Genomic DNA, 21,719 nt, shown 5'->3' with positions numbered 1-21,719 from the left:
GCGCCTCAGCCGATCTTCTGACCGGTCTTGGCCCAATCCGCCAGAAAGCCCTGGATACCCTTCTCGGTCAGCGGATGATTGAACAGCGCGCGGATCACCGCGGGCGGCGCGGTCATCACGTCGGCGCCGATCTTGGCGCTTTCCAGCACGTGCACCGGGTGGCGGACGCTGGCGACGAGGATCTCGGTGCCGAAATCGTAATTGTCGTAGATTGTGCGGATGTCGGCGATCAGCTGCATTCCGTCGAAGCCGACATCGTCATGCCGCCCGACGAATGGCGAGATGAAACTCGCGCCGGCCTTTGCCGCCAGCAGCGCCTGATTGGCCGAGAAGCAGAGCGTGACGTTGACCATCGTGCCATCGCTGCTGAGCGCCTTGCACGTCTTCAGGCCATCGATCGTCAGCGGCACCTTGATGCAGACATTGTCGGCGACCTTCCGCAGGATCTCCGCCTCCCGCATCATGCCGTCATGATCGAGTGCCACCACCTCGGCGGAGACCGGGCCGGGCACGATGCCGCAGATTTCACGCACCACCTCGATGAAGTCGCGGCCCGCCTTCTGGATCAGCGAGGGATTGGTGGTCACGCCGTCGAGCAGGCCGGTCGCGGCAAGCTCGGTGATCTCGGCGGTGTCCGCGGTGTCGACGAAAAACTTCATGGCCGGCTCCTATGTGGTTGGCCGGCCCTATAGCGTCGTGCCGCACAGTTAACGACCCTGAACGGCAGCCAACGCGACATTCAGGCACGGCTCAACGCGACTCGGCGAAAAGGGTGTGGTCAACCGGACAGGGAGTAACTGCCATGATGAAGTCCCTCACCCTCGCCGCCGCAGCGCTCGCCGCCGCGACCCCCGCCATCGCCCCCGCGCAGAGCTGGGCACCCGCCCGCGCCACATGGCAGCAGGGCGGCAATGACGGCCTGTTCCAGCAGGCCGGCTATCGCGGCCGGCGCCACTACAACAACCGCCGTTATTATGGTCGCCAGCGTTGCTACGATAAGGGCAATGGCGGTCTCGCCATCGGCGGCATCGCGGGCGGCCTGCTCGGCAACCAGATTGCGGGCCGGGGCGATCGCACGCTCGGCACGATCCTTGGCGCCGGCGTCGGTGCCCTTGCCGGTCGCGCGATCGACAAGTCGGACGGGCGTCGCTGCTGATCGACGCGGCCTTCACAATGCGGCCATGCTCTGCCAAGCGGCGGGCATGGCCGCACCCGTATCCGCCCCCATCCGCATCGGCATTGGCGGCTGGACCTATGCGCCGTGGCGGGGGGGCGTCTTCTATCCGCCCAAGCTGAGGCAGGCGGACGAGCTGGGCCATGCCTGTTCGGTGCTGACCGGACTTGAGATCGAGGGCACCTACCACCGTCTCGCCACGCCCGCTTCCTATGCCAAGTGGGCGGCGGCCGCGCCGGATGACTTCGTCTTCTCGGTCAAGGCGTCGCGTTTCTGCACCAACCGCCGCGTGCTGGCGGATGCGGGCGAAGGCATTGCCACCTTCCTCGACAGCGGCCTGACCGAGTTGGGCCCGAAGCTCGGCCCTATCCTGTGGCAGTTCATGGCCACCAAGCAGTTCGACCCGGACGATTTCGGCGCGTTCCTCCGCCTTCTGCCCGCGACGCACAAGGGCGTGAAACTGCGCCATGCGATCGAGCCGCGGCATGAGAGCTTCCGCGATCCCGCCTTCATTGCGATGGCACGCGCGGCCGGTGTCGCGATCGTCTTCGCCGATGCCAAGTTTCCGCAGTTCGCCGATCTGACCGGCGATTTCGCTTACGCGCGCCTTCAGGCCGCACAGGCGGACGTGGAAACCGGCTACCCGGCGGCCGAGCTCGATCACTGGGCGACAGTCGCTCGTGGCTGGGCGGCGGGGGAAACGCCGGCGGGGCTCGCCTATGTCGATCCCGCACCCGCACCGTCCATGCCGCGCGAGACTTTCCTTTTCTTCATCAACGGCGCCAAGGAGCGCGCGCCTGCCGCTGCGCAGGCGCTGATCGAGCGGGTGGGACGGGCATGACACGGATCGGGTTGCTCGGCGCTGCCGGACGCATGGGCCGCGCCATTGCCGATGCGGCACCCACCGCGGGTGCGACAATCGCCGGCGGTGTGGACCGCGACGGCGTGGTAATCGGGTCGCATGAGGATGCTTTGGCGCTCGCGCGCGATTGCGACGTGCTCGTCGATTTCTCGGCGCCATCTGCGCTCGCCGGACATCTCGAGGCCGCGCGCACGGCCAACCGCCCGATCGTGATCGGCACGACTGGTCTCGCGGCCGAGCATCACGCGCTGATCGATGAAGCGGCGGCAGATATCCCCATCCTTCAGGCCGCGAACACCTCGCTCGGCGTCAACCTGCTCGCCCGCCTCGTTCAGCAGGCGGCGCAGGCGCTCGGCGAAGATTGGGACATCGAGGTGGTCGAAATGCATCACCGGCACAAGGTCGATGCACCGTCCGGCACTGCGCTCCTGCTCGGCCAAGCGGCGGCGGGGGGGCGCGGGATCGATCTTGCGGACGTGACGACCGAGCGGACAGGGCTGCGTACCCCCGGCAGCATCGGCTTCGCGGCGCTGCGCGGCGGATCGGTGGCGGGCGATCACATGGTCGTGCTGGCGACCGAGGGCGAGCGGATCGAGCTTGGCCACCGGGCCGAGAATCGCGGCATCTTCGCGCGCGGCGCCGTGCGCGCGGCGCTGTGGCTCGCGGGGCGCCCTGCCGGGCGTTACACGATGGGCGACGTGCTCGGCCTGTGAACAAGGCGGACACGTTCGAATTCTACCGGCGGCTGGCGGAGGCGAACCCCGCGCCCGAGACGGAGCTTGCCTGGCGCAATCCGTTCACGCTGCTCGTCGCGGTCGCGCTCTCGGCCCAGGCGACCGACGTGTCGGTCAACAAGGCCACCGGCGCGCTGTTCGACCTGGCCGATACGCCCGAGAAGATGCTCGCGCTCGGCGAGGAGCGGGTGCGTGGGCACATCAAGACGATCGGCCTGTTCAATACCAAGGCCAAGAACGTCATCGCGCTCTCCCGTGCGCTGATCGACCTGCATGGCGGCGAGGTGCCGCGTAGCCGCGAGGCATTGGAAGCGCTGCCGGGGGTGGGCCGCAAGACGGCGAACGTGGTGCTGAACGTCGCCTTCGGCGAGGCGACGATCGCGGTGGACACGCACATCTTCCGCGTCGGCAACCGCACCGGCCTCGCCCCCGGCAAGACGCCGCTGGCGGTGGAGCTGAAGCTGGAGAAGGCGACGCCTGCCCCCTTCCGCCTCCACGCACACCACTGGCTGATCCTGCACGGCCGCTACATCTGCAAGGCGCGAACGCCCGAATGCTGGCGTTGCCCGGTGGTCGATCTCTGCCGCTACAAGCCGAAGACGCCGGAGCCGAAGCGCGCGCAACGCGTTCCGACCGAACCCGCCGCCTGATCGCCTGTGGCGGCGGGGCCGGAGGTTACGCCATGGTCCGCCTGTCCCTCGCCGCCGCCCTCGCCCTGATCGCCGTTCCGACCGCTGCCGCGCCCGGCAAGGCGGATCGGGAGGCGCTCGCCGCCGCCAGACCGATCGGTGCGCCGGTCGACTGCGTGCAGATCCGCCAGATCCGCGACACGCGCGTTCGATCGGATTCGGTGATCGACTTCGTGATGAACAACAACCGCGTGTTCCGGAACACGCTGCCGCGCAGCTGTCCGCGCCTCGGCTTTCAGCGCGCCTTTTCCTACCGTACCTCGCTCAGCCAGCTGTGCAGCGTCGACATCATCACGGTGATTGACAATGTCGGCGGCGGGCTGCGGCCTGGTCCGAGCTGCGGCCTGGGCAAGTTCCAGCAGGTCAGCGGCGTGAAGCGCTGAGGCCAAGCTGGTCGAGGTGCAAAAACGCGCTGGCGGTGGCGCGCCCCTTTTGCTAACCGCCCCGCTCCGGCCTGCACCCGTAGCTCAGCTGGATAGAGCGCTGCCCTCCGAAGGCAGAGGCCAGGGGTTCGAATCCCTTCGGGTGCGCCATTTTTCTGTGCCGATCCCCATCGGGCGAGAGAACAGGGACCACCCGCCCCCATGGACGTGACCGATCTGCGCGTCGCGCTGTTCACCGGCAACTACAATTACGTGCGCGACGGCGCGAACCAGGCGCTCAACCGGCTGGTCGGCTACCTGCTGAAGCGCGGCGCCTCGGTGCGTATCTACTCGCCCCGAACGGAGAAGCCGGCCTTCCCGTCGGTCGGCAAGGTCATCAATATCCCGGCCATCCCGCTGCCGGGGCGCGCGGAATATCGTGCGCCCGTCGGCCTGCCGCTCAGCGCCCGCCGCGATCTCAAGCAGTTCGCGCCGAACATGGTCCATGTGGCGAGCCCGGAAGTGCTGGGGCATCGCGCGATCAGCTGGGCGCGCAACCATGATCTACCGGTGGTCGCCTCGGTCCACACACGGTTCGAGACCTATCCGCGCTATTACGGCCTGACCTTCCTCGAGCCGCTGGTGCTGGCGCTGCTCCGCCGCTTCTACCGCCGCTGTGATGCGATCTTCGCGCCCTCCGAATCGATGGCGCAGCTGCTGCGCGAGCAGCGGATGAGCTACGACGTTGGCATCTGGACGCGCGGCGTCGACAAGGAGATCTTCAGTCCGTCGCGCCGCGATATGGAATGGCGGCGCAGCCACGGCATCGCCGATGATGAGGTGGCGATCGGCTATCTCGGCCGGCTGGTAATGGAGAAGGGCCTCGATGTCTTCTCCGACACGGTGGAGACGCTGCGACGCCGCGGCGTGAAGCACCGCGTGCTCGTGGTCGGCGAAGGGCCGGCACGCGACTGGTTCGAGAAGCGGCTGCCCGATGCCGCGTTCGTCGGCCACCAGATGGGCCCCGATCTCGGCCGCGCGCTCGCCTCCGCCGACCTGTTCTTCAACCCATCCGTCACCGAGACGTTCGGCAACGTCACGCTGGAGGCGATGGCATCGGGCCTGCCCGTCGTCGCCGCGCGTGCAACCGGCAGCGCCAGCCTGGTGCGCGAGGGCGTTACCGGACAGCTGGTCGCGCCCGGCGCGATCGGCTCGTTCGCCGATGCGATCCAGCGCTATATCGAGGACACCGACGCGCGCCGGTCAGCGGGAGAAGCGGGGCTGCGGCTGAGCGACCGATACGGCTGGGACGAGGTGAACCAGGCGCTGGTCGACTCCTATCTCCGCATCATCCGCCATCGCTCGACGGGGGCGCAGCCGCCGCGCGGGCCGTTCGGCTGACGCGCGGACAGACGTTAAGTTGACAAAGTTGACACTCAGACGCCCTTTTCCGACACGCTGACAGCGGCCGAAGGCGCGACGTGCTGACCTGAGAAAGAACCTATCCGGTTCTTAGCGGGTCCGATCCTACAAAGCCAGCCTTAGTCGGTCGTGTCCGTCTTCGGCGGAGCAGCGCGGCCCTTGAACCCCTGCGCGATGACATACCACTCGCTCGAATCCTTGCGGCTGGCGGGCGGCTTGGCATGCTTGACGGTGGTGAAGGCGCGCTTCAGCTGCGCGACGAGGCCGGCATCCGCGCCCCCTGCCAGCACCTTTGCGACGAACGCGCCGCCCGGGCGCAGCACCTCGCAGGCAAACTCCACGCCCGCCTCCACCAGGCCCATGGTGCGGAGATGATCCGTTTGTGGATGGCCGACGGTGTTCGCCGCCATATCCGACATCACCAGATCGGCCGGGCCGCCCAGCGCCTCTGAGAGCAGTTCGGGCGCGCGATCGTCCATGAAGTCGAGCTGGAACAACGTCACGCCCTCGATCGGATCGACCGGCAGCAGATCGATCCCGACCACCGTCGCCTGCGAGCGCCGCCGTTTGACCACCTGCGCCCAACCGCCCGGCGCCACGCCGAGATCGATGACGCGATCCACCCCCTTGAGCAGGCCGAACCGCTCGTCCAGCTCCAGCAGCTTGTAGGCGGCGCGGCTGCGATAGCCCTCCGCCTTGGCGCGGCGGACATAGGGATCGTTGAGCTGACGCTCCAGCCAGCGCGTCGATGCCGCGGTGCGCCCGCGCGCGGTGAGCACGCGGGTGCGCCCGCCCGATCCGCCTCTACTCATGCGTCATGCCTCATCGAATCAGTCGGTCGCGCGCCATGAGCGAGCGGAGAATGCCTTCGCGGATGCCGCGATCGGCCACGCCCAGCCGGTCGGCGGGCCAGAGATCGAGGATCGTCTCAAGGATCGCACAGCCGGCGACGACGAGATCGGCGCGCTCCTGTCCGATGCACGGCAGCGTCGCCCGCTCGGGCACGGTCATGCCGGACAGGCGGGTGGAGATGCCGCGCATCGCCGCCGCGGGCACGATCAGCCCATCCACCGCGCGCCTGTCATAGCAGGGCAGATCGAGGTGAAGGCTGGCGAGCGTCGTCACCGTGCCCGACGTGCCGAGCAGCCGGCGCGGGCGATCGCCGGGAGGCAGCGCGCGTTCGGCAAAGGCGGTGAAGGCCTGCCGCACGCGCGCGCGCATCCGATCGTAGGCGGCGCCGCATGCCACCTTGTCGCGCACGTCGTGCGGCTCGCTCTCGGTCAGCGAGACGACGCCCCACGGCGCGGAGAACCAGTCGACCACCTTCGGCGTGGCATGCGCGGTATCGAGCAGGACGAGCTCGGTCGAGCCGCCGCCAATGTCGAACACCAGCGCGGGCCCCTCCCCCGGCTCCAGCAGCGCGTGGCAGCCGAGGACGGCCAGCCGCGCCTCCTGCTCGGCGGTGATGACCTCGAGCGCGATGCCCGTTTCGTCATAGACGCGGCGGACGAACTCGCCGCCGTTGGTGGCGCGGCGGCACGCCTCGGTCGCAACCGAGCGCACGAGGCTGACATGACGGCGGCGCAGCTTGTCCGCGCAGACCGACAGAGCGGAGACGGCGCGGTCCATCGCCGCATCGGACAGGCGGCCGCTGGCGGCGAGCCCTTCGCCCAGACGGACGATGCGCGAAAAGGCATCGACGACGACGAAGCCGTCGCCCTCGGGCCGCGCGATCAGCAGGCGACAATTGTTGGTGCCGAGATCCAGCGCGGCATAGGTGCGCGCGCCGTGCCGCCCCGGCCGTCCGTTCGCCGGATCGGGCGCCCGGGCGCCGGCAAGCGGCGCCGGCGCCGCCATGTCCGCGCGCTGCGCCATGCGGAACCCCAATTCTTCAAAACCGTCCGGCAACCGGCCGGCGGGACTTGGATCGAAGCCTATCGGCGCCACGCCGCTGCGGCAAGGGGCGCGACGAGCACAAGGGCTGCTCAGCGCCGTTGACAGGCCCCGAGCGCCCTTCTATCTCGCGCGCTCCCGGCCGATGCCCCGTCGTCTAAAGGTAAGACTACGGACTCTGACTCCGTCAATTGAGGTTCGAATCCTCACGGGGCATCCAGCCGGTTGAGATTGGCTGCTGTGAGAGCCCGGCTTTCATCCCAGCCAGCCGAATCGCTCCATCGTAAAGCCTACCCGACGCGGTGATTGGTGGCGGTCAGAGCCTGAGGGGTCGCGTGGTCGTCGCGCGCGGAGAGTGGGTGGCGGCGTTATCCCGCTGCTTGTCCCCGTCATGTGCTCGTGCAGGTCCACACGGTCCGGCATCTGAACAGGCCTGACGGGATGGCGCGACGGCGTTGATCGTGCCGCGCGCGGGTGGGCGGCGCGCCGCCCACCCGTGCACCGTGGATCAGGCGGGCTGCTTGGCCGCCTTCACCTTCTCCGCCGATGCCTTCAGCGCTTTTCCCGCCTCCAGGGCCTCGCGCTGCATCGCCTTGATGCCGGGCATGATGTGAGCATATTTCGCATCATTCTCGTAGATACGCCTCAGCCCGGGCTGCACCGATTTCATCAGGTCGGTGTAATGCTTGGTATGCAGCATGACGATCTTCATCTGGTTGTTGGCCTCGACGATCGCCTTCTTCGCCTCGGACATGTTGCCTGCCTTGACCGCATTGTCGGAGATCTTGCACGCCTTGATCGTCGCAGCGCAGGCGCCGAGCGCCTGATCGCGCCGCTTACCGAACACGCGCTTATCCTGCAGGCTGCGATCACCCATCTCCGCATTGTCCTTGGCGGCGACGTCCTTGGCGTTCTTCACCGCTTCGGCGATGACCTGCTTTGCATCGGGCGGGCTGATCGGCTTGAACGCCTTGACCACGTCGCGGTCGACCGACTTGCCCTTCGCGCGCGCCTTGTCAGCCAGTTCCTCGATCAGCGGTAGCGACTTGGAGTCGATCGCCAGCACCTTGCGATCCTTCTTCTTCGTGCGATCGGCCACTTCCTTGTCGCAGCGTTTTGCCAGATCTTCGAAATCGACTTGGACCATCTTGGTAAGCGCGATCGTCTTGGCGAATTCCTTGACGTAGCTGTCGCTCTTGCTGGTGGCATCCTTGATCGCTGCCAGCGAAGCCTTGACGTCCTTGTCCCGGTCGAAATCGCCGATCGTGTCGCCGTCGGTCCCCTGGCCGCGCAGCACCTCGATCCTGCGGCTGATCTCGTCCCCCGCCTCGGTCGCCAGCCGCAGTTGGTAGCCGTTGTTATTCTCCAGCTTTTCCAGTGCAGTGACATAACCCTCAAGGGTCTTCTTCAGCGTCGCATATTCCGTTTTGGCCTTGTTGAAGAAATCCGCCACGTGCCGCCTCCCGCTTTGAAGAACAGGATGATCAGATTAGCACGCCGCAGCGGCTCGGCAAGGCGGAGCAGCGCCCGCCCGCGGCGAGCCGCTAAGGACGAGGTCATGCCCGGCTGCCGCCTGCACTCTGTCCTGCACGCGTGGCTGAAAGGGACGTGATGGCGGCTGCCAGCGGCAAGCAAATTGTCATCGAGGTCGAGGCAATCGTGAACGCGCCTCAGCCTGTTGGGGGTAGGATGATCGAGCGGGCCGTCGGTGGAGCTGACCTGTCCCGGTCACGCACACCTTTCCGGACCCGACATGCCCTGAGCGCGTTCAGCGTGGCCGATCCAGTCAGCATGAGGTTAAGAAGATGAACAAGGGCCGATCCTATTTGGGTTACGGCGCGATCGGCCTCATCATCCTGTGCTTCGCCCTTGCTGCCAGCTACCTAGAGAACAAGGTGCCTGCCGCTGCCCAGGGCGATCGCACCACGTTGACCGGCCGTGAATCAGATCAGTCGGCGGTGGCGCAGCGCCGTGGCGCCATCGGCACCGCAGCGGTGGCGGATGCAACAGTGCAGTAACTGCCTTGGCCCGCCCTGCGGGATCAGGCGCTGCGCAAGAGCCTTTTGTCGGGCCGTTGAAACCACTTCACGGTGTGGTCCGGCAGGCGTCCAGCCGTCCGCACGGAGCTGGCGAGCATTCGTACGTCATTCTGATCGGGTGTGCCCGTCGTCACCTCGTCCACCTGCCGAGCCGGCTAGGAGGGCGCACCCGCGAAAGCGGGTCGAAGCCGAGGATGCGACCCCTCCGGCGGGGCTCTGGGCCTCCGCTTGCCGTGTGCGAGCGGAGGCTCCTTTGCAGCTGAACGATCTTGCCTTGACGCACGAGACACCGGCGTTGTCACGCCAGCCTCTCACGCCGCCTGCGACGCTCCGATCGCATATTCGCGGCAATGGTTGAGGTAGCCCGCCTCGTGGCTGCCCGCCAACGAGACCACGCTTTCCCATAGCCAGCTCGGCGCATCGATGGCGCTGCGGCGGTCGGCTTCGAGCATGCGGGACCAGTCCTTGCGCGTGGCATCGTCCATCTGGCGGGCGTGTGCCTTGCCGACGACGAAGGCGAGATAGTGGGCCGCCTTGGCTGCCTGCCGCTCGCTGAACTGGCCGACCTCAAGCTTGAGGTCCTGCGGCGCGAGCTCGCGGATGAACAGTGATCGGTCGAGCATGTGCACGGGCATCATGCGATCGCCGAGATGGGGAGAGAGAGCTCGTGCCGCGGTGACGACCCGCTCGGCATTGTCGGCCGGCATCTTCGCGCCTCTCGCCGCGGGCGCGATCGGGGCGACGGCCTCCTTCATGTCGATCAGCGCATAATCGGAGCGGCCCTTCACGTTCTGCAGGCCAACCAGCGCCGCGAAGCGCAAGAGACCGAGCGAACTGCACCCCTTCATCCAGTAAGCGGCATCGACGACGCGCAGCCGCCGCTCGGCATCCTTGTGGTCGAGCGACAGGACAAGGGAGGCGACCGCCGGCTCCTCGAATACGGCGCGGATGGCGTCGTGCTCCGCCTGCTCCAGCCGCCAGAACTTCTTGCCGAACGGGATCTTCGGCTCGGTCGTGTCGAGCCGTTCGCGGGCGAGGTGGCGCCAGCGGCGGGCGTGGGCACGGCGGCGGACGCTGCGCACCGCATCGGGCTCGGGACCCGCATCGCCGCGCTCCGGGTCGCGCATGGCGGCGGCATAGCCCTCGACCATCTGCTCGATCATCCGCGCGGTCGCGACGCCGGGCAGGTCTGAGCCACGCGCCGCGGTCGCAAGCGACAGGCCGAGGCGGATGAGATCGTGCGCGGGGTTGCCGATGACCGCCTGATCGAGATCGCGGATCTGGATCGCGAGACTTCCATCGCCGTCGGTGATCGGTCCAAGATTGCCGAGGTGGCAATCCCCGCAGATCCAAACCGGCGGCCCCACGGGCACGCGACGAGCCGCCGGCGACGCGGCCAGCCATTCGTAGAACTTGGCCGTATTGCCGCGCACGTAGGCATGGGCGGAACGCGCCATCTTGAGGGATCGAACGGCGGTCAGGACCGCAAGCCGGTTGTCGGCGGCAGGGCTGGGCAGGTGCATTCTCCCGGATAGGGAGACATAAACGCAGGTTAGGAAGATTTGTGTCGAACTATGTCGCGGCAAGATCGGGAGCACCGCGGGTTCGCTCAATCGGCTCGGCCGACGTCCTCAAGTCCGGCCCAAGCGCCCTGCCCGGCTTTGCGGCATGATCCCGATCCCGCCGGTGGCGCGTTGCCCGTCACGTACCCACAGGAGAGCGGATATGCCCGAGGCCAACATCATCAAATCGCACATGGAAATCGTCGGCAGCGACGGCGTGCATGTCGGCGTCGTCGACAGTCTGGAGGGCGACCGGATCAAGCTGACCAAGGCCGGCAGCCCGGACGGCGAGCATCATTATGTGTCCGCCGGGCTCGTCCAGGACATCAAGGGCAACACCGTGACGCTGACCGCAACCGCGGCGGACGCGTCCCAGGCGTAGGTTCCGGCCGCCGTCAGCGTGCGACTGGCGGCGCGGCATCCTTGCGGGAGGGATCGTCGCTCAGCGGCCCCAGCTCACCGCGCTTCGCCTCAGGCGCCTCTCGCGCGCCGTAGATCGCGACCGCAAGCAGTGCGACCAGCGCGGCGATGATCAGGAGGAGCAGATACCGCCCGGCAAACCCGAATGAGCGTTCTGGATCGGTCATGCTCATCCTCCGTTGTGCCGGGTGAACGAGCCTGGGCGCAGTTCGGGCCCGCAGGAAAGCGGGCTGACGTTACGGCAGGGCCGGATTGCGGCTTATTGGCGGCCGTCGCGGAACTGCCTCTTGCCTCAGCGGCCGCCCGCCTGCCGCAGGGCAGCGCGAACCTGCGGCAGCATTCGCGCGACGATCACGGCCACGCCGCGCGCGTTTGGATGAAGCCCATCAGCCTGGGTCAGCTCACGCCGCCCGGCGCTGCCGTCGAGGAAGAAGGGGTAGAGCGCCGTACCATGCTTGCGGGCGAGCGCGGGATAGGCGCCCTCGAACTCGCGGGCATAGGCGGCACCGAGATTGGGTGCGGCGCGCATGCCAGCGAGGAGCACGGGGATACGCCGGCGGCGCAGCTCGGTCAGGATCGCGTCGAGGTTGGTGCGGGCCTGCGCGGGCGGCAGGCCGCGCAACATGTCGTTCGCGCCCAGCTCCACGATCACCAGATCGGGCTGCGCCCGCAGGCCGCGCAGGCCCCACAGCAGGCGCGCGCGGGCCTGCGCGGTCGTGTCTCCCGCGACACCGCCGTTGCGCACCGTGGCGGCGACGCCTGCCCGGCGCAGCGCCGCCTGCAACTGCGCGGTGAAGCCCTGCGCAGGCGGCAGGCCATAGCCCGCGACGAGGCTGTCGCCATAGGCCCAGACCAGCGGCCGCTCGCGCGATGCGCCAGCCGGTGCGCCGAACAGCAACGCTGCAACCAAGCCGAGGTGGACAAGGCACCGAGACCATCCATATCGCATCATCCGTGACCCTCTCCACACCACCCCAGCATAACGCGCTGATCGTCGCGCGGAACCTCCGCCTGTCGCTCGGGCAACCGCCCGCGCGCGTCGAGATCCTGCGTGGCATCGATCTCGATGTCGGCGCGGGCGAGACGGTGGCGCTGCTCGGGCCTTCGGGCTCGGGCAAATCCTCGCTGATGGCGGTGCTCGCGGGGCTTGAGCAGGCGAGCGCGGGCGAGGTGCGGGTCGACGGTCTCGATTTCGCAGCGCTGAGCGAGGATGCGCTGGCGACGGCGCGGCGCGGGCGCATCGGCATCGTGCTGCAGGCCTTCCACCTGCTGCCGACGATGACCGCGCTGGAGAATGTCGCCGTGCCGCTGGAGCTTGCCGGCGATGGCGACGCCTTTGCGCGGGCGGAGGCGGAGCTGGCGGCGGTCGGCCTCGCGCATCGCACCGGCCATTATCCCGCACAGCTTTCGGGTGGGGAGCAGCAGCGCGTTGCGATCGCCCGCGCACTGGTCACCGCCCCTGCTCTGCTGTTCGCCGACGAGCCGACCGGCAATCTCGACACGCGCAACGGCCATGCCATCATGGACCTGATCTTCGCCCGGGCGGAGGCGAGCGGCGCGACCCTGTTCGTCATCACGCACGATCCGTCGCTGGCCGCACGCTGCGGCCGCGTGATCGAGCTGGCGGACGGTCGCATCGTCGCCGACCGGCCGCGCGCGTGATCGCCTGGCGGCTCGCGCTCCGCGACCTGAGGCGCGGCGGCCGCGGTCTGGCGCTGCTGGCACTGTGCCTGTTTCTCGGCACCGCCGCACTCGCCGGCATCGGCAGCCTCGCTGCCAGCCTGACGGGGGCGCTGGATGCGCAGGGGCGCGAGATGCTGGGCGGCGATGTGGAGCTGCGCGTCTCGCAGCGCCGCGCCAGCGTTGAGGAGACGGCCGTGTTCGCGCAAGCGGGTCGCCTGTCCGAAGTCGTCTCGATGCGCGCGATGGCGAGTGCGGGGGGTGCGCCGGCGCTGATCGACCTGCGCGGGGTGGACGATCGCTGGCCGCTGATCGGCCGCTTCCGGCTGATGCCCGGCGCGCTGGCGCCGCGTCCGCACGGCCGGCAGGTGGCGATCGCGCCTGCGCTGGCGGAGCGGCTGGGCGTCCGCGTTGGCCAAAGCCTGACCATCGGCGCGGCGCGGCTGCGCATCATCGGCCTGATCGCCGCGGAGCCGGACCGGCTGGGCGCCGGGTTCGCGCTGGGGTTGCCCGTTATCGTCGATCAGGCGGGGCTGGAGGCGACCGGGCTGGTCCAGCCCGGCAGCCTGTATGAGAGCCGTTACCGCGTGCGGCTGGCGCAACCGGAGGCGGCGAAGCGGACCGGCGACAGGCTGGTCGCGCGCTTCCCCGGTGCCGGCTGGACGGCGCGGACGAGCGAGGCGGCAGCCTCCGGCGTGCGGCGCGGCATCGCGCAGCTGGGACAGTTCCTGCTGCTGGTCGGATTGGCCGCGCTGGTCATCGCGGGCGTTGGGGTCGGCAGCGGCGTCGCGGCCTATCTGGCGGGCAAGACTCGGATCATCGCCACGTTGAAGGTGCTCGGCGCCACGTCCCGAATTGTCGCGGTGATGATCCTGGCCGAGCTGGGCCTCGTCGTTGCCGGCGGTGTGGCGGGCGGACTCGCGCTGGGAGCCGCGGTGCCGTGGATCGTCGCGTGGGCGGCGGGCGCCGCCTTGCCGGTGCCGCCGCGGCTGGCGCTCTATCCCGTGCCGCTGGCAAGTGCCGCGGGGCTGGCCGTGCTCGTCGCCTTGCTGTTCGCGCTGCCGGCGCTGGCACGGGCGCGGGCGGTGCCCGCCGCGCGGCTGCTGCGCGGGCCGGTCGGCTCCGCCGCGCGTCCGTCGCTGCGGCTGCTCATGGCGATGGCGGTGATCGTCGCCCTGCTGGTCGCGCTCGCCGTGCTGACCGCGAGCGACCGGGCGCTGGCGGCGGGCTTCGTCGCGGCGGCGGCGGGGCTGATCCTGCTGCTGTGGGGCGTAGGGTTGGCGGTCCGCGCGGGGCTGGCGCGCCTGCCCCGGCCGCGGCGACCGTTGCTGCGGCTGGCGCTGGGCAATCTGCACCGCCCGGGCGCGCAGACGGATCGGCTGGTGGTGGCGCTGGGGCTCGGCTTTTCCCTGTTCGTCGCGATCGCCGCCATCGACACGAGCCTGTCGGCGGAGCTGGCGAAGGGCGCGCCCGAGAAGGCACCGCGCTTCTTCGCCGTCGATCTCCAGCCGGCGGACGCCGCCGCCTTCCGCCGGGCGGTAGCGGCGGCAGCGCCGGGTGCGGGAATCGAGATGGTGCCGTCGCTCCGTGGATCGATCAGCGCGCTGAAGGGCGTGCCGGTGGCGCGGCTGCGCGGGGCGACGGCGGACAGCTGGGTGCTGCGCGGGGATCGGACGCTGACCTGGTCCGCCGCGGTGCCGCCGCGCAACGAGGTGGTGGCGGGGCGCTGGTGGCCGGCGGATTATCGCGGCCCCCCGCTCGTCTCGATCGAGGATCGGGCGGCAGCGGCGCTGGGGCTGAAGGTGGGCGACATGCTCACCGTCTCGGTGCTTGGGGTCGAGGTGCCCGCACGGGTGGCGGCGCTGCGGCGGATCGACTGGGGCGGGCTCGGCCTCAACTTCGCCATCGTCTTCTCGCCGGGCTACATCCAGGAAGCGCCGCACAGCCTGCTGGCGAGCGTCTATTCCCCTGCCGGACGCGACGGGGCGGTCGCGCGCGGCGTGGCGGCGGCGCTCCCGTCCGTCACGCTGATCCGGGTGGGTGACGTGATCGGCAAGGTGGGCGAGCTGCTCGGCCAACTGGCGCTGGCGATCCGGGTGGCGGCGGGCGTGACGGTGGCGGCGGGCATCGCCGTGCTGGTCGGCGCGGTGGCGGCGGCGACGGATGCGCGGCGCTATGACAGCGTGATCCTGAAGCTGGTCGGCGGCACGCGGCGACAGCTGCTGGCAGCGCAGGCGATGGAATATGCGCTTCTGTCCGCGATCCTGACCATCGTCGCGCTGGCGATCGGCACGGCCGGCGGCTGGTATGTCGTCGTCCATGTGCTGGAGCTGCCATGGGCACCGGCCTGGGGGACGATCGCCCTGACCGTGGCGGCAGCGGTAGCGACGACGGTGGGCATCGGACTGGCCGGGAGCCTGAGCGTGCTGCGCGCACGTCCGGCGGAGGCGTTGAGGCGGCTGTAAGCTCGTTTCCAATTGGGACCGATGTTCGTACCGAGCAATAATGTTGCGTGCTATGGACACTTATTGGCGTTTTCGCGCGTGCACTGGACTTCGCTGGCGAAGTGGAGGTAAGCACCCGCCATGATCGCGGTCCGCAGCCTTCTCCTGCTTCGACTTACGCGCCCTTAGGCGCGGAGGGGATTTTGCGCGCGAGGATGCGGCGCACCCACGGACGCCTAAGGGACCAGACACCCCGACAGGAACCAAGCGCGACGAGGAGCGCCGCCCGTGACCGACCGCACCACCGACACCGTCCTGATCTTCGACACAACCCTGCGCGATGGCGAACAATCGCCCGGCTGCTCGATGAACCTCGAGGAGAAATTGCAGGTCGCAGCGCAGCTGGAGGCGCTCGGCGTCGACATTATCGAGGCGGGCTTCGCCATCGCCTCACCCGGCGATTTCGAGGCGGTAAGCGAAGTCTCCCGCCAGTGCGAGCGGGCGACCGTCGCCAGCCTCGCGCGCGCCGCCAATGCCGATATCGAACGCGCCTGGGAGGCGGTGCGCCATGCCCGCCGCCCGCGCATCCACACCTTCATCGCCACCTCCCCGCTGCACATGAAGGTGAAGCTGAACAAGACGCCCGAGGAAACGATCGCGGCGATCGAGCGCACCGTCGCGCTCGCCCGCTCGCTCTGCCCCGATGTCGAATGGTCGGCCGAAGATGCGACGCGGAGCGAGCCCGACTTCCTCTGCCGTGCGGTGGAGACCGCAATTCGCGCGGGCGCACGGACGATCAATCTGCCCGACACGGTCGGCTATGCCACGCCCGAAACCTATGCCGCGATGTTCCGCGACGTGATCGCGCGCGTGCCGAACGCGGATCAGGCGGTCTTCTCGACGCATTGTCATAACGATTTGGGCCTCGGCGTCGCCAACACGCTGGCGGCGATCGCGGCGGGCGCGCGGCAGGTGGAATCGACCATCAACGGCATCGGCGAGCGCGCGGGCAATGCCGCAATCGAGGAGATCGCGATGGCGATGAAGGTGCGCCATGACGTCATGCCGTTCCGCACCAACATCGTCGCGACCGAGATCACCCGCGCCAGTCGTCTCGTCTCCGGCATCACCGGCTTCCAGGTGCAGCCGAACAAGGCGATCGTCGGCGCCAACGCCTTCGCGCACGAGAGCGGCATCCATCAGGATGGGATGCTGAAGGACAGCTCCACCTACGAGATCATGACGCCCGAAAGCGTCGGCCTGACCAAATCCAGCCTCGTCATGGGCAAGCATTCGGGCCGCGCCGCCTTCCGCCAGAAGCTGGAGGAGCTGGGCTACGAACTGGGCGACAACGCGTTTCAGGACGCGTTCGCCCGCTTCAAGGAACTGGCCGACGCCAAGAAGGCGATCTTCGACGAGGACATCCTCGCGCTAGTCGATGACGAGGTGCTGCGCGGCCATGACCGCATCCAGGTGGAGGAAGTGGAGATCCACTGCGGCACGGGCCCCGCGCGCGCAATCCTGACGCTCAGCATCGACGGCGTGTCGCAGACCGCGACGACGCGGGGGACCGGGCCGATCGACGCCTTGTTCGCGGCGGTGCGCGCGCTGGTGCCGCATGCCGATGCGGCGCTGGAGCGCTACGAGGTCCATGCCGTCACCGGCGGCACCGATGCGCAGGCGGAGACGAGCGTGCTGCTGTCCGAGGCGGGCCGCACCGCGCGCGGCCGCGGGGCACATCACGATACCTTGGTGGCAGGCGTGCGCGCCTATGTGAATGCGCTCAACAAGCTGATGGTAAAGCGCGGCCGGGCACCGGTCGAGGCCGCCGCGGGTTGAGCTTGCGTGCGGAGGGTGGCGCTGCCACCTTCCGCAACCTCACGAAGCGGAGAGCGAGCGATGGCCAAGGGTCAGGTCAAGAGCAACAAGGAAGCGCGCAAGCCGAAGAAGGAGGTCAAGAAGACCATCGCGGCGAAGCCGAGCACCAAGGGGCTGGCGACGCCGAGCTGACGACCCCGGCAGCGCCCCCGCCGTCATTCCGGCCCTTCAGCATAGGCCCAGGGTTTGCGCAGGAACGCCTTGGCCAGCCATTCGGCGAGCGCCTGCACGCGGGCCGGACGGATCGAGCCGGGCGGCGAGACGAGATGAAGGCCGCCGGGCACGGGAAAGCTCCACTCCGGCAACAGCTCCTCCAGCCGCCCGTCGCGCAGCGCCTCCCAGGCAAGAAATTCAGGCTGTCGCGCCATGCCGATGCCGGCGAGCAAGGCGGGCATGACGACATCGCCATTGTCGACGCGCATCCGGCCTGACACCTCGATCACCGCCTCCCCCTCATCCGGGTGGAGGAAGCGCCAGCGGGTCGGCTGCGCGACATGCGTGTAGATGATCGCCGGGCAACGTTCGAGGTCGCGCGGATGTGCCGGGCGACCGTGCCGCTCGATCCATGAGGGTGCGGCGACGAGCGGCGCGCGCACGGTGAACAGGCGGCGCGCCTTCAGGCTGCTATCCTCCAGCACGCCGATGCGGAGCGCCAGATCGATCCCCTCACCGATCAGGTCGGTGCGCGCGTCGCTCAGCCGCAGATCGACCGAGATGTCGGGATATTCGGCGAGGAACTCGGCCAGCACGGGGCCGAGATGCGCGATGCCGAACGACATGGGCGCGGCCAGCCGCACCTGCCCGCGCGGCCGCTCGCCACAATCGGCAAGCGAGTCCTCCGCCGCCTCGCCTGCCGCCAGCATCCGCTGCGCCGGTTCGAGCGCGAGGCGGCCGGCGTCGGTCAGCGCCAGCCGGCGCGAGGTGCGGTGGATCAGCGGCGTCCCGAGCCGCGCCTCCAGCCGCGCGACCGCCTTCGATACGGTCGCCTTGCTGAGCCCGAGCGTGCGCGCGGCCCCGGCAAAGCTCGATTGCTCCGCCACGCGGGCGAACACCGCCCAGGCTTCCAGATCGGGGAGGTGCGGCATGGGCTAGGATCCGAAACGATGCGTTTCGATCATATCCTCTTCTGCGCCGGACGCCAGCCGCTATCTAGGATGCCGAGCAGAGCCCTTCAGGGAGACAGCCCGTGCCGAAGATCCTCGTCCTCTATCATTCCGCCTACGGTCATGTCGAAACGATGGCCTATGCCGTCGCCGAGGGCGCGCGTGGCGCAGGCGCCGACGTGGTCGTGAAGCGCGTGCCGGAGACGGTGCCCGAAGAGGTTGCCCGCTCCTCCCACTTCAAGCTGGATCAGCCCGCCGAGATCGCCAAGCCCGCGGAACTGGCCGACTATGATGCGATCATCATCGGTGCGGGCACGCGTTATGGCCGCATGCCGTCGCAGATGGCGGCGTTCCTCGATCAGACGGGCGGCCTGTGGGCGCAGGACAAGCTGGTCGGCAAGGTCGGCGCGGCATTCACCTCCACCGCCAGCCAGCATGGCGGGCAAGAGACGACTTTGTTCTCCATCATCACCAACCTGCTGCATTTCGGCATGACGATCGTCGGCCTGCCCTACACGTTCAAGCCGATGCTGGGCGTGGATGAGGTGCGCGGCGGATCGCCCTATGGCGCGACGACGATCGCGGCGGGCGATGGCAGCCGGGCGGTGCATGAGGAGGAACTGGAGGCCGCGCGCCATCAGGGCCGGCATGTGGCGGAGGTGACCGCCAAGCTGGTGGGGTGATCGGCCTGCCCGCCCCGGCGCGCGCCGGGGCGGCTAGCCGGATCAGCTCAGCCGCACCCACACGGGCGCGTGGTCGCTCGCCTTCTCGCGGTCGCGGAAGGGCTTGTCGACCTGCGCGTCGACCAGCCGGTCGGCGGCGGTGGGGCTGAGCATCAGATGATCGATGCGAAAACCCGCATCGCGCGCCCAGGCGCCCGCCTGATAATCCCAGAAGGTATAGACCGGCCCCTGCGGGTGGCGGGTACGAATCGCGTCGGTCCAGCCCTGATGGCGGAGACGGCGGAACGCCGCCTGGCTTTCGGGCTGGAGCAGCGCATCGGCGCTCATCGCGCGGACGGAGAAGGTGTCGTCATGCGTGTTGGTGGGGATGACGTTATAGTCGCCTGCCAGCACAACGGGTGCCTCGCTGGCCAGCAGATTGGCGGCATGATCGATCAGCCGATCGAACCAGGCGAGCTTGTAGTCGAACTTCGGACCCGGCACCGGATTCCCATTGGGCAGATAGATGGAGGCGACGATCACGCCGCCCACCTCCGCTTCGAGATAGCGGCTGTGCGTCGGATCGGGATCGTCCGGCAGGCCGCGCCGCCGCTCGACCGGAGCCTCGCCCCGCGACAGGATGGCGACGCCGTTGAACCCCTTCTGGCCATGCCAGATCGCCTTGTATCCCACCGCCTCCAGCTCGGCGGCGGGGAACAGATCGTCGGAGATCTTGATCTCCTGCAGGCAGGCGACGTCCGGCTGCGTCTCCTCCAGCCATTCGAGCAGGCGCGGCATGCGCGCGCGGATGCCGTTGATGTTGAAGGTCGCGATCCTCATGCCACTCGCTTAGCGGCGCGGCGTCAGATCGAGAAGCTGGAACCGCAGCCGCAGCCCGATGCGGCGTTGGGGTTGGTAACGCGAAAGCTCGCGCCACCCATGTTATCGACATAGTCGACGGCGCTGCCACGGACGAGATCGAGGCTGATCGGATCGACGACCAAGGTGGTGCCATCGCGTTCGGCGCGAATGTCATCCGCCTCGATCCCGTCGGCAAAGCCGAAGCGATAGGAGAAGCCGGCGCATCCACCGCCGTCGACCGACAGGCGCAGGATCGGTGGGCGGCTCTGCTTGGTCGCGATCGCGGCCACGCGGGCGGCGGCGGCGGGCGTGAGATCGATCTCGCTCATGCGCTCAAGATAGGCGCGCCGCGGTACGCCCGCAACACGAAGGCTCAATCCTCTTCCGGAACCTCGGGGCCGCCCAGCGCGACCTGCGTCGAGGTGCCACGCTTCTGGAGGTTGGCGACATAATCCGCCGTCTGGAGATAGGGAATCGGGTTGACCGCGCGCCCGTCGATACGGACCTCGTAATGGAGGTGGCTGCCGGTCGAACGCCCGGTCGAGCCCATGCGGGCGATCAGTTCGCCACGGCGGACGCGCTGGCCGGGATGGACGATGATCTGCGACAGGTGGCCGTAGCGGGTGACGATGCCGCGGCCATGATTGACCTCGACCAGATTGCCGTAGCCGCCGCGCCAATTGGCCCAGTTCACCACGCCATCAGCAGTTGCGTAGATCGGCGTGCCGATCGCGCCTGCCAGATCGACGCCGGCATGCATCGCCGCGGACCCGCGGAACGGATCGGAGCGGACGCCGAAGCCCGACGTGAAGGACACGCCGTTGACCGGCTTCTCCGACGGGACCGAGACGGCGCGGCCGCCCAGCCGGTCGGATGACTTCCACTGATTGAACAGCGCCTCGAACGTGGGATCGGCAGTCCCGGCCATCGCCGGGGCGGCGGCGAGCAGCGCGGCGGTGCCGAGCGCAAGGAACCGGACAGCAGAACGGATGTTGGAAACGGTGGACGACATTCAGCACCCCGGCACGCGGATGACGTTGGCGCGGACCTGGCGGACCGCGGCGTAAGCTCGTGTCGGCGTTGGAATTGCCCCTCCCGCGCTGACCCCCGTTTACTGTCCTGCCGGTTCCACAAGGGCAAGCGGCGCATACCAGTTCGGCGTCAAACCGGCTTGGCCGCGCGCTGAATCGTTGAACGGCGGCTTAAGCGTGCCGCGAAAATGCTTCCGGACAAGCATTTGCCAACGCGTTTGCGGGTCGGCGCCTTCTGCCACGCAGGCATGCAGATACCAGCGCATGCCGGCGGCGACGTGGCGCACCTCGTCCATCGCGATGCGCGTCAGGATGGCGGCGGATCGCTCGTCCCCGGCGGCGCGCAGCCGGTCCACCGTCTGCGGCGTCACGTCGAGGCCGCGCGCCTCCAGCACCAGCGGGACGATTGCCAGCCGGGCGAGCGCATCGTGCGCGGTTTCCGCCGCCGCCTCCCACAAGCCGTCATGCGCAGGGAGTGCGCCGTAGAAGCTGCCGAGCGCGCGCAGCCGCCGGTCGAGCAGTGCGAAGTGCATCGCCTCCTCCGCCGCCACCCGGAACCAGTCGTCGAGGAAGGTGCGCCGGAACACGGCGCCAAACCGGCCGATCAGATCGACGGCGAGATCGACGGCGACGAACTCGATATGCGCCAGCGCGTGCAGCAGCGCGATCCGGCTAGCGAGGCTGCCGGCACGCCCGCGCTTCGGCATCCGGTTCGGCGGGAGCAGCTCGGGCACGGCAGGGCGCGCCGGCCGCTCGGGCATGGCGACATCAAAGGCGGGCACAAGCCGGCCGAGGCGCCACGCCCGCGCGGCGGCGCGCGCTGCCATCACCTTGGCTGCGGGATCGGCGATGAGGAGAATGGCGCGCGCCGCCTGCGCCACGGTGTCTGCTTGGCTCACCCGC

General features: G+C 68.9%; 24 protein-coding genes and 2 tRNA genes. 14 read left to right on the top strand and 12 right to left on the bottom strand.

The annotated features are described in order from the left end of the window. Positions 1–5: 5 nt before the first annotated feature. Complete coding sequence (gene fsa, locus BM360_RS01310; protein WP_093309590.1) at positions 6–659, bottom strand: fructose-6-phosphate aldolase; 654 nt, start codon at positions 657–659, stop codon at positions 6–8. Positions 660–802: 143 nt separating this feature from the next. On the opposite strand from fsa, the gene BM360_RS01305 reads away from it, so the two are divergent. The 7 genes from BM360_RS01305 to BM360_RS01275 all read left to right on the top strand — a co-directional run bounded on the left by BM360_RS01305 (position 803) and on the right by BM360_RS01275 (position 5,222). Further along, complete coding sequence (locus BM360_RS01305; RefSeq protein ID WP_093309588.1) at positions 803–1,156, top strand: glycine zipper 2TM domain-containing protein; 354 nt, start codon at positions 803–805, stop codon at positions 1,154–1,156. A gap of 46 nt (positions 1,157–1,202) precedes the next feature. Continuing rightward, positions 1,203–2,015, top strand: coding sequence for a DUF72 domain-containing protein (locus tag BM360_RS01300; RefSeq protein ID WP_093309587.1), 813 nt, complete (start codon positions 1,203–1,205; stop codon positions 2,013–2,015). Then, the gene (gene dapB / locus BM360_RS01295) at positions 2,012–2,749 is read left to right on the top strand and encodes a 4-hydroxy-tetrahydrodipicolinate reductase (RefSeq protein ID WP_093309585.1); all 738 of its coding nucleotides are present in this window, start codon (positions 2,012–2,014) and stop codon (positions 2,747–2,749) included. Before BM360_RS01300 ends, dapB begins: the two co-directional genes overlap by 4 nt. Continuing rightward, positions 2,746–3,420, top strand: a complete 675-nt coding sequence (gene nth, locus BM360_RS01290; RefSeq protein ID WP_093309583.1) for an endonuclease III — start codon at positions 2,746–2,748, stop codon at positions 3,418–3,420. The genes dapB and nth overlap by 4 nt, the downstream gene beginning before the upstream one ends. Positions 3,421–3,452: 32 nt before the next feature. After that, the gene (locus BM360_RS01285) at positions 3,453–3,842 is read left to right on the top strand and encodes a hypothetical protein (protein ID WP_093309582.1); all 390 of its coding nucleotides are present in this window, start codon (positions 3,453–3,455) and stop codon (positions 3,840–3,842) included. A 73-nt stretch (positions 3,843–3,915) separates the two neighbouring features. Continuing rightward, positions 3,916–3,992: transfer RNA gene (locus BM360_RS01280), tRNA-Arg, on the top strand. 51 nt (positions 3,993–4,043) lie between these two features. Next, positions 4,044–5,222 carry a glycosyltransferase family 4 protein gene (locus BM360_RS01275; protein WP_093309580.1) on the top strand — a complete coding sequence of 393 codons (1,179 nt, stop codon included), beginning with the start codon at positions 4,044–4,046 and terminating at the stop codon, positions 5,220–5,222. Between the two features lie 140 nt (positions 5,223–5,362). On the opposite strand, the gene BM360_RS01270 is transcribed toward BM360_RS01275, so the two are convergent. Both BM360_RS01270 and BM360_RS01265 read right to left on the bottom strand, forming a co-directional pair. After that, the gene (locus BM360_RS01270) at positions 5,363–6,055 is read right to left on the bottom strand and encodes an RlmE family RNA methyltransferase (protein ID WP_093309579.1); all 693 of its coding nucleotides are present in this window, start codon (positions 6,053–6,055) and stop codon (positions 5,363–5,365) included. A gap of 10 nt (positions 6,056–6,065) precedes the next feature. Next, positions 6,066–7,118, bottom strand: coding sequence for a Ppx/GppA phosphatase family protein (locus BM360_RS01265; protein ID WP_093309577.1), 1,053 nt, complete (start codon positions 7,116–7,118; stop codon positions 6,066–6,068). A gap of 164 nt (positions 7,119–7,282) precedes the next feature. Between BM360_RS01265 and BM360_RS01260 the strand changes: the two genes are divergently transcribed. Continuing rightward, a tRNA-Gln gene (locus BM360_RS01260) sits at positions 7,283–7,356 on the top strand. 288 nt (positions 7,357–7,644) lie between these two features. Here BM360_RS01260 and BM360_RS01255 read toward each other — a convergent pair. Then, a complete protein-coding gene (locus BM360_RS01255; RefSeq protein ID WP_093309576.1) occupies positions 7,645–8,589 on the bottom strand; it encodes a hypothetical protein in 945 nt (314 codons plus the stop codon). 352 nt (positions 8,590–8,941) lie between these two features. Between BM360_RS01255 and BM360_RS01250 the strand changes: the two genes are divergently transcribed. Further along, positions 8,942–9,154 (top strand): hypothetical protein, encoded by a 213-nt coding sequence (locus BM360_RS01250; protein WP_093309574.1) that lies wholly within the window; start codon positions 8,942–8,944, stop codon positions 9,152–9,154. A 332-nt stretch (positions 9,155–9,486) separates the two neighbouring features. On the opposite strand, the gene BM360_RS01245 is transcribed toward BM360_RS01250, so the two are convergent. Further along, a complete protein-coding gene (locus tag BM360_RS01245; protein ID WP_093309572.1) occupies positions 9,487–10,698 on the bottom strand; it encodes a DUF2252 family protein in 1,212 nt (403 codons plus the stop codon). Positions 10,699–10,900: 202 nt separating this feature from the next. Between BM360_RS01245 and BM360_RS01240 the strand changes: the two genes are divergently transcribed. Further along, complete coding sequence (locus BM360_RS01240) at positions 10,901–11,119, top strand: DUF2171 domain-containing protein (RefSeq protein WP_093309569.1); 219 nt, start codon at positions 10,901–10,903, stop codon at positions 11,117–11,119. A gap of 13 nt (positions 11,120–11,132) precedes the next feature. On the opposite strand, the gene BM360_RS01235 is transcribed toward BM360_RS01240, so the two are convergent. Further along, positions 11,133–11,324 (bottom strand): hypothetical protein, encoded by a 192-nt coding sequence (locus BM360_RS01235; protein ID WP_131819147.1) that lies wholly within the window; start codon positions 11,322–11,324, stop codon positions 11,133–11,135. A gap of 125 nt (positions 11,325–11,449) precedes the next feature. After that, positions 11,450–12,109, bottom strand: a complete 660-nt coding sequence (locus tag BM360_RS01230) for an arylesterase (RefSeq protein ID WP_093309563.1) — start codon at positions 12,107–12,109, stop codon at positions 11,450–11,452. A gap of 2 nt (positions 12,110–12,111) precedes the next feature. Here BM360_RS01230 and BM360_RS01225 point away from each other — a divergent pair, with 2 nt between their 5' ends. From BM360_RS01225 to BM360_RS01215, 3 genes are all read left to right on the top strand, one after another. Next, the gene (locus BM360_RS01225) at positions 12,112–12,819 is read left to right on the top strand and encodes an ABC transporter ATP-binding protein (RefSeq protein ID WP_242653245.1); all 708 of its coding nucleotides are present in this window, start codon (positions 12,112–12,114) and stop codon (positions 12,817–12,819) included. Then, entirely contained in the window at positions 12,816–15,302 is a 2,487-nt protein-coding gene (locus tag BM360_RS01220) for an ABC transporter permease (protein WP_093309557.1), read from the top strand. The genes BM360_RS01225 and BM360_RS01220 overlap by 4 nt, the downstream gene beginning before the upstream one ends. Positions 15,303–15,569: 267 nt before the next feature. Then, entirely contained in the window at positions 15,570–17,120 is a 1,551-nt protein-coding gene (locus BM360_RS01215; RefSeq protein ID WP_093309554.1) for a 2-isopropylmalate synthase, read from the top strand. Between the two features lie 194 nt (positions 17,121–17,314). On the opposite strand, the gene BM360_RS01210 is transcribed toward BM360_RS01215, so the two are convergent. Beyond that, entirely contained in the window at positions 17,315–18,244 is a 930-nt protein-coding gene (locus tag BM360_RS01210) for a LysR family transcriptional regulator (protein WP_093309552.1), read from the bottom strand. Positions 18,245–18,345: 101 nt separating this feature from the next. Here BM360_RS01210 and wrbA point away from each other — a divergent pair, with 101 nt between their 5' ends. After that, a complete protein-coding gene (wrbA, locus tag BM360_RS01205; protein WP_093309550.1) occupies positions 18,346–18,945 on the top strand; it encodes an NAD(P)H:quinone oxidoreductase in 600 nt (199 codons plus the stop codon). A 42-nt stretch (positions 18,946–18,987) separates the two neighbouring features. Here the strand turns inward: wrbA and BM360_RS01200 are convergent, their stop codons facing one another. The 4 genes from BM360_RS01200 to BM360_RS01185 form a co-directional block, all read right to left on the bottom strand. Continuing rightward, positions 18,988–19,764: an exodeoxyribonuclease III gene (locus BM360_RS01200; RefSeq protein WP_093309548.1), complete on the bottom strand. Its 777-nt coding sequence runs from the start codon at positions 19,762–19,764 to the stop codon at positions 18,988–18,990. Positions 19,765–19,787: 23 nt separating this feature from the next. Then, complete coding sequence (locus BM360_RS01195; protein WP_093309546.1) at positions 19,788–20,114, bottom strand: HesB/IscA family protein; 327 nt, start codon at positions 20,112–20,114, stop codon at positions 19,788–19,790. Positions 20,115–20,158: 44 nt separating this feature from the next. Beyond that, on the bottom strand, positions 20,159–20,797 hold the full coding sequence (locus BM360_RS01190) for a M23 family metallopeptidase (RefSeq protein WP_093309543.1): 639 nt from the start codon (positions 20,795–20,797) through the stop codon (positions 20,159–20,161). A gap of 99 nt (positions 20,798–20,896) precedes the next feature. Then, the gene (locus BM360_RS01185) at positions 20,897–21,715 is read right to left on the bottom strand and encodes a ferritin-like domain-containing protein (protein ID WP_093309541.1); all 819 of its coding nucleotides are present in this window, start codon (positions 21,713–21,715) and stop codon (positions 20,897–20,899) included. Between the last annotated feature and the right edge of the window lie 4 nt (positions 21,716–21,719).

Source organism: Sphingomonas jatrophae (assembly GCF_900113315.1).
Lineage (GTDB): Bacteria > Pseudomonadota > Alphaproteobacteria > Sphingomonadales > Sphingomonadaceae > Sphingomonas_P > Sphingomonas_P jatrophae.
The sequence above is the reverse complement of the archived record's forward strand: the minus strand, read 5'-3'. Positions and strand labels throughout refer to the sequence as shown.